This window comes from Nocardia sp. NPDC004722 (genome assembly GCF_053601505.1).
Window position 1 is genome coordinate 1 of the sequence record NZ_JBSGBY010000507.1, and the last position, 6,273, is coordinate 6,273.

General features: G+C 65.7%; 8 protein-coding genes. 5 read left to right on the top strand and 3 right to left on the bottom strand.

Annotation, left to right across the window (positions count from 1 at the left end; translation table 11 throughout):
* The first annotated feature begins 100 nt into the window (after positions 1-100).
* Positions 101-1,111, top strand: coding sequence for an MFS transporter (locus ACWELQ_RS34790; protein ID WP_452401268.1), 1,011 nt, complete (start codon positions 101-103; stop codon positions 1,109-1,111).
* 16 nt (positions 1,112-1,127) lie between these two features.
* Here the strand turns inward: ACWELQ_RS34790 and ACWELQ_RS34795 are convergent, their stop codons facing one another.
* Positions 1,128-1,748, bottom strand: coding sequence for a TetR family transcriptional regulator (locus tag ACWELQ_RS34795; RefSeq protein WP_452401269.1), 621 nt, complete (start codon positions 1,746-1,748; stop codon positions 1,128-1,130).
* 129 nt (positions 1,749-1,877) lie between these two features.
* Here ACWELQ_RS34795 and ACWELQ_RS34800 point away from each other — a divergent pair, with 129 nt between their 5' ends.
* Genes ACWELQ_RS34800 through ACWELQ_RS34810 form a run of 3 tightly spaced genes read left to right on the top strand, consistent with a single transcriptional unit; the run spans position 1,878 to position 4,509 of the window.
* A complete protein-coding gene (locus ACWELQ_RS34800; protein WP_452401262.1) occupies positions 1,878-2,942 on the top strand; it encodes a ferredoxin reductase in 1,065 nt (354 codons plus the stop codon).
* Positions 2,943-2,970: 28 nt separating this feature from the next.
* On the top strand, positions 2,971-4,155 hold the full coding sequence (locus tag ACWELQ_RS34805; protein WP_452401263.1) for a fatty acid desaturase family protein: 1,185 nt from the start codon (positions 2,971-2,973) through the stop codon (positions 4,153-4,155).
* Positions 4,156-4,509 (top strand): hypothetical protein, encoded by a 354-nt coding sequence (locus tag ACWELQ_RS34810; protein ID WP_452401264.1) that lies wholly within the window; start codon positions 4,156-4,158, stop codon positions 4,507-4,509.
* Positions 4,510-4,564: 55 nt separating this feature from the next.
* Here the strand turns inward: ACWELQ_RS34810 and ACWELQ_RS34815 are convergent, their stop codons facing one another.
* Positions 4,565-5,164 (bottom strand): DUF4254 domain-containing protein, encoded by a 600-nt coding sequence (locus ACWELQ_RS34815; protein WP_452401265.1) that lies wholly within the window; start codon positions 5,162-5,164, stop codon positions 4,565-4,567.
* Positions 5,165-5,629: 465 nt separating this feature from the next.
* Between ACWELQ_RS34815 and ACWELQ_RS34820 the strand changes: the two genes are divergently transcribed.
* A complete protein-coding gene (locus ACWELQ_RS34820; protein ID WP_452401266.1) occupies positions 5,630-5,950 on the top strand; it encodes a hypothetical protein in 321 nt (106 codons plus the stop codon).
* A gap of 137 nt (positions 5,951-6,087) precedes the next feature.
* Here ACWELQ_RS34820 and ACWELQ_RS34825 read toward each other — a convergent pair.
* Positions 6,088-6,273: hypothetical protein (locus tag ACWELQ_RS34825; RefSeq protein ID WP_452401267.1), on the bottom strand; the 186-nt coding region annotated here is incomplete at its 5' end.

The window sequence follows — 6,273 nt, forward strand, 5'->3', positions numbered from 1 at the left end:
GACCGGTCCGCTTATGCTCGTGCCGCAGATCTGAATCCGCTTGCCGGACCGTGGTTTTTGACCCGGCTCGCCGACGGTGACGGTCGGGGGCATCGAGGCCATGTTCTTCGTGCGCGAGGACTACCACTACCTGTGGGTGGGATTGGTGTTGCTGGCGGTGGGGTCGGCGGCGTTCGAGCTGTCACATGTGCCGTACTTCGCCATGTTGCGGCAGGTTTCCACGCCCTCCACGGTGGGGCGGATCTCCGGATTCGGTTGGTCGATGGGGTATTTCGGCGGGATTGTGTTGCTGCTGATCTGCTACGTCGGATTCATCGCGGGGAAGGGGGAGCACCGCGGGCTGCTCGGGATGCCGATCGCGGACGGGCTGAATATCCGGGTGGTGGCGGTGCTGGCGGCGGTGTGGTTCGCCGTCTTCGCCTTGCCGCTGTTCCGCTACGTGCCCGAAGTCCCCCGCACCGCAGCCGATCCCGGCGCGGCGGTGCCCGCGCGGGCGTTCCTGAGCTCGTATCGCGTGCTCTGGCGCGATATCCGGGAGCTGTGGCAGGCCGACCGGCGGACCGTCGGCTTCCTGTTGGCCAGCGCGATCTTCCGGGACGGGCTGGCGGGCGTGTTCACCTTCGGCGCGATCCTGGCCGTGCGGGTGTACGGGATCGCGGATGCGGATGTGCTGTTGTTCGGTATCGCCGCGAATGTGGTTGCGGCGCTGGGGGCCTTGTTGGGCGGCCGGTTCGACGACCGCACCGGACCGAAGCCGGTGATCGTCACCGCACTGCTCGGCATGATCGTCTGTGGGGCGTTCCTGCTGGTGGTGTCGGGTCCGCTGATGTTCTGGATCTTCGGCCTGCTGCTGACCGTATTCGTCGGCCCCGCACAGGCTTCGGCGCGCTCGTTCCTGGCCCGGCTGGCCCCGCCGGGACGTGAGGGCCAGCTGTTCGGCCTCTACGCCACCACGGGCCGGGCCGTATCGTTCCTCGCCCCAACCCTTTTCGGTTTCTTCGTGTGGGCTTTCGATGCCGAGCGCGCGGGCATCGTCGGCCTGTTACTGGTCCTGATCGTCGGTCTGATGCTGCTGCTGCCGGTTCGCGGAGACGACCTGCGCGGCCGCTGAACCGGAGTCCGGGAGTTCAGGGCCGCCAGGCGCCCATGCCGAGCGCGATGAGCCGGACCTGTAGCACCGCGCGCTCGACGGTGCGCGTGCTCTCGCGGGATTCGGCCATCAGATAGTCGGCGATCCGGTCGGCGACCGTGGAGACGATGAGGTCGGCGGCCAGCTCCAGATCATCGGGTGACCAGGAGTCCAGCGCCCGCACCCGCGACAGGTCGACCACCAGTTCCCGCTCGATGAGCTGCATTTCGACCGAAATGGCCCCGCGCAGCGCCGCCGAGCCGCCGTGCCGTTCGCGAATGAGGAAGCCCCACAGATCGCGATTGCCGTCCACCTGTTCGAACACGAAGCGCACGGTCTGCGCCAGCGTCGAATTCGGGGTGCGCCGCATTTCCCGCAGCGCCAGCCGCAATTGGCGTACACCGGCCTCGACCAGCGTGGTGCCCAGTTCGTCGAGCGAGGTGAAGTGCCGATAGAACGCGGTCGGCACGATGCCGGCCGAGCGGGCGATCTCCCGTAGTGACAGGGCTGCGAAGCCGCGGTCGGCGGCCAGGGCGAGGGTGCCGTCGAGCAGTGCGGCGCGGGTGCGCTCCTTGCGCTCGACTCGGGTAGCTGCCTGCTCGCTCACGTCGATGAGCATACATGCGTTCACATTCGTTCCATTCGTGAGATGTCGTGTGGGTCACACGAACTGCCGGTTGAACTGGACCGGCTTCACCGGGCACACTATCTCAGTGTACAGATGTGCACCGAAATCCAGGAGGCTCACATGGTCGGACTACTCGACCTCGTGTCGAAGACCATGACCACCCCGCACCCGCTGGACCGCTACCTGGAGCTGGTCCGACCCACGCTGACCAGGCGCTCGATGCGCGCGGAGATCACCCATGTGCGGCGCAGCGCCGTCGGGTCGGTCACCCTGACGCTCAAGCCGGGCCGCCAGTGGACCGGGCATATCGCGGGGCAATACATCCAGATCGGTGTGGTGATCGACGGCGTTCGCCACACCCGCTGCTATTCGCCCGTCAACGCCGACGGCCGTCGCGACCGGCACATCGAGCTCACCATCAAGGCGCACCCGCACGGGATCGTCTCGAACTACCTGCACGAGAACGCGATTCCAGGCATGGTCGTGGATCTCGAGCCCGCCGCCGGCGTCTTCCACCTGCCCGCACCGCGCCCCGAGCAGATCGTGCTCATCAGCGGTGGCAGCGGCATCACCCCCGTGCTGTCCATGCTGCGCACCCTGGCCAACGAGGGCTACCGCGGCCGCATCCTGTTCCTGCATTACAACCGTTCTCCGGAATGGGTGCCGCATCGCCAGGAGCTCGAGGCGATCGCCATGCAGCACGGCAATGTCCGTGTCGAGTTCCGCTACCCGGAGACCCAGCGCGACGCCAACTTCGGCTACGACGAGCTGGAATCGCTCGCGCCCTGGTTCCCGATCGCCCAGACCTACCTGTGCGGTCCGCCCGGCCTGATGGCCGCGGTGCGCACCGTCTACGAGGCCGAGCAGCTCGGCGACCGGCTGCACAGCGAGGAGTTCACCCTGGCCTCCGCCGTGGTGAACCCGGACGACGCCGAGGGCAAGGTGACCTTCTCCGACAGCGGCGTGGTCGCCGAGAACAGTGGTGAATCCCTGCTCGAGCAGGCCGAATCCGCGGGCCTGAGCCCGGAGTACGGCTGCCGCATGGGTATCTGCTTCACCTGCACGGCCGTCAAGCGCAGCGGCTGCACCCGCAATCTGCGCACCGGGGAGCTCGACAGCGACCCGGATCAGCCCATTCAGCTCTGCATCAGCGCCCCCGTCGGGGACGTCGATATCGCCATCTAGACGATTGCCATCCGAAAAGGGGATTCCAATGGCCATTCTCACCGAAACCACCGAAGGTCCACTGGTCCTGTCCGTCGATCAGGTCGAGGAGATCGGCCGCGAGCTCGACGCCCTGCGTGCCCGCATCACCGCCGATCTCGGCGACGCCGACCGCGAGTACATCTACAACGTCATCCGCGCCCAGCGCGGCTTCGAGATCGCCGGCCGCGGCCTGCTCTACCTGGGCTTCCTGCCGCCGTTCTGGCTGGCCGGGGTGGCCGCGCTGAGCATCTCCAAGATTCTCGACAATATGGAGATCGGCCACAACGTCATGCACGGCCAGTGGGACTGGATGCGCGAGCCGACGCTGAATTCCCGTGTCTTCGAATGGGATACGGTCTGCCCGGCCGATCAGTGGCGGCACTCGCACAACTACATGCACCACACCTACACCAACATCCTCGACATGGACCGCGACATCGGTTACGGCATCCTGCGCATCGACGAGGCGCAGAGCTGGAACGTGCTGCGGCTGGGCAACCCGCTCTACGCCTTCATCCTGATGCTGGCCTTCGAGTGGGGCGTGATGGGCCACGACCTCGAGGTCGAGAACATCGTCAAGGGCAAGAAGTCCTGGTCGGAGATCAAGACGCTGGTCAAGGGCCAGTGGCGCAAGGCCAGCCGCCAGGTGCTCAAGGACTACGTGGTGTTCCCGGCGCTGACCGGACCGCTGTTCCTGTCCACGCTGACGGCCAACTTCACCGCCAATATCGTGCGCAACCTGTGGACGTTCTCGATCATCTTCTGCGGGCACTTCCCCTCCGGCGTACAGACGTTCACCCAGGAGGAGTGCGCCGAGGAGACCCAGGGCGAGTGGTACGTCCGGCAGATGCTGGGTTCGGCCAATATCAAGGGCTCCAAGCTGTTCCACATCATGTCCGGGAATCTGTCGCACCAGATCGAGCACCACCTGTTCCCGGATCTGCCTGCCAACCGCTACCCGGAAATCGCGCCCGAGGTGGCCGCGCTGTGCGAGAAGCACGGCCTGCCCTACAACACCGGACGCTTCTCCGCGCAGATCGGCTCGGTCTGGGGAAAGCTGTTCAAGCTGGCGCTGCCGCCGTTCCTGGTCAAGAATTCGACACATCCCGGTGTTATCGTGATGCGCCGAGGGGCGGACACGGAATCGGGTACCCAGGCGACTACGGCATCGCAGACAGAAGTGGGCGTGTGAATGATTTCTAAATTCGAGAGCAACAAGGATCTGATCCAGGAATTGACGTCGTCCGGAGCACGGCACGTCGGCAATATCGCATCGATCATCACCGGCACCGTCGCCGAGGTGACGCGCGAGATCGGTGATTGGATCACCGACGCCATCGAGATGCGAGAGGCCGCCGCGGCCGCCGAGCAGGACGCCCGCGCCCAGCGCGCGGAGGCCGAGAGCCTGGCCGACGACCTCGACGACGATTTCGACGAAACCCCGGAACCCGCACCCGCCCAAGGCGATTCGGCAACGAAGCCGGTCGTGAGCGAGCGCGTGGAGACAGGCGACGTCATCGACGCCGAGGTAATTGACCCCCGCTGACTCTCCTGGGGTTTCAGGGGCGAAGCCCCTGAGAGCCCCCGAGAGTTGGGGTTTCTCACCAGGTCGGGAGTCGCCTGCGGTGTTGGGCGACTTCCGTGATCAGATCCCGATAGCCGTCGGCCAGCTCGGCGAGCCGGTACCACTGCAGGTGGGCGTCCGTGTCCACGCTGTGGCGGGGCCGGTCCTCGCTGATGCGGTGGGCCACCGCGCGTCGCCGCGGCCGTCCGTCGGTTGCTCTCGGTGCGCGCACCGGGTCCTGGCCGTTGTTGCCCAGGGCCCGTTGTGCGACAACCCATTTCGCGGCCATCCGGTCGATCACCGCGCCGAGTGTCTCGGTGTGCAGGGAGGCGCCGGCGCGGTGCGGGATATTGGCCGCCACCCAGTCGTCGATGCGGGTCACCAGTTCGTCGCGCTGGATGTCGATCTTGTCGATGCGGTGGGTCCAGTCGGCGACATCGTCGGGGGTGGCGTCGGCGGCATGCGCCGCGTCCAGGGCGCGATGTCGATTCTCGTGGCATCGCACCAGTTCGTGGGCTGATTCGAGGACGTCGCGATCGCGACGATCGGAGCCGATGGGTTCCCGGAAGGCGCGCAACAGCGTTGATGGCGATGGGAGTTCGGCCCCGAATCCCGCTCCGGTGTAGTCGGTTGCCATGAAAAATCCCACCCTCGCCGTCGCATGCTTGGATGCGCCAGGGCCGAGGGGGTTTCGGGGAGGGGCTCCCCTCGGCTCCGGCGCAGCCCCGCACCCGGAACGCAACAGCCCACCACCAGCGACACGGTGAAGTAACCGGGAAATCCGCGACGATGCGGTGAGAAGACTGTCCGATAATGCGGGACATATTCAGGAAAGCGCGATAGTCGGAGGGGCGCAACCATCGGGCGCGTGATCGTCGAAGCTGCCTGAAAATTGTTATACAGCATTACAAGACGGTCACACGGCCGCTGCGGTTGAAGGCTGATCGACACCTGCGCGGGCGGCGGGTGAGACGGGTTCGATCACCGGTCGCCACCGGTACGCGCCCTGCCCCGAGCGGGATCGGTTACCGAGGCTTATGAATAGCTATCCGTGCGGCGCGCCGGGGGCGCGACGCGCCATAGTCCGTTAGCCTCGATATTCGTGCCAGCCTATGCGTCTTCACCGGAGCTGCGATTCGGTTTCATGTTCGCGCTGGAAGACCCCGAGCGAATTGCCGAAGTCGTCCGGAATCTCATTGTTCGCCGGACGGTATCGGTGTTCCGTCTCGCGCATCTGTCCGACGACAACGGACCCCCCGACCGATTCGTCGTCAACTGGGGAGCCCTCCCGCAGATCTCCATCACCACCGCCGCGCCGGACCCGGACGAATTGCGTTCCAGCGGAACGATGCTGGTCAACGCGTTTCTGGGGGAGGACGGCGAGGTGAGTCTCTACTCGCAGGGCGCCGCCCCGCCGCAGTAGGAACTGGACAGTTCTCTCTCATGTGACCGGCCACACACCTCGTCTCAGCAACCTCTTAGCAATGGAAAAGGTTCGCCTAAGAAACGATCGGCAGTGTGGGCCCAGTCGTCGAGCGGAAATCCCGAGCGACGGCGTCACTAGAGAGAGGTTGAAACATGATCCCGGTTATCATCGACACTGGTTCCGCTGCGCTGAACGGCGTTCTGAACACCGGTAGCGCCGCCCTGGGCGGCCTCCTCAACACCCTCTGGACCGGTTCTTTCGGCCGCTAATTCGCGTTCCGCGAAGGGTTTTCGAGCAATCGCCCCGGATGCATCGGCATC

Bases quoted from the DNA above. Each gene is read 5' to 3' on its own strand.
- ACWELQ_RS34795 (WP_452401269.1), bottom strand. From the start codon at position 1,748: ATGCTCATCGACGTGAGCGAGCAGGCAGCTACCCGAGTCGAGCGCAAG.
- ACWELQ_RS34805 (WP_452401263.1), top strand. From the start codon at position 2,971: ATGGCCATTCTCACCGAAACCACCGAAGGTCCACTGGTCCTGTCCGTC.
- ACWELQ_RS34815 (WP_452401265.1), bottom strand. From the start codon at position 5,164: ATGGCAACCGACTACACCGGAGCGGGATTCGGGGCCGAACTCCCATCG.
- ACWELQ_RS34790 (WP_452401268.1), top strand. From the start codon at position 101: ATGTTCTTCGTGCGCGAGGACTACCACTACCTGTGGGTGGGATTGGTG.
- ACWELQ_RS34810 (WP_452401264.1), top strand. From the start codon at position 4,156: ATGATTTCTAAATTCGAGAGCAACAAGGATCTGATCCAGGAATTGACG.
- ACWELQ_RS34800 (WP_452401262.1), top strand. From the start codon at position 1,878: ATGGTCGGACTACTCGACCTCGTGTCGAAGACCATGACCACCCCGCAC.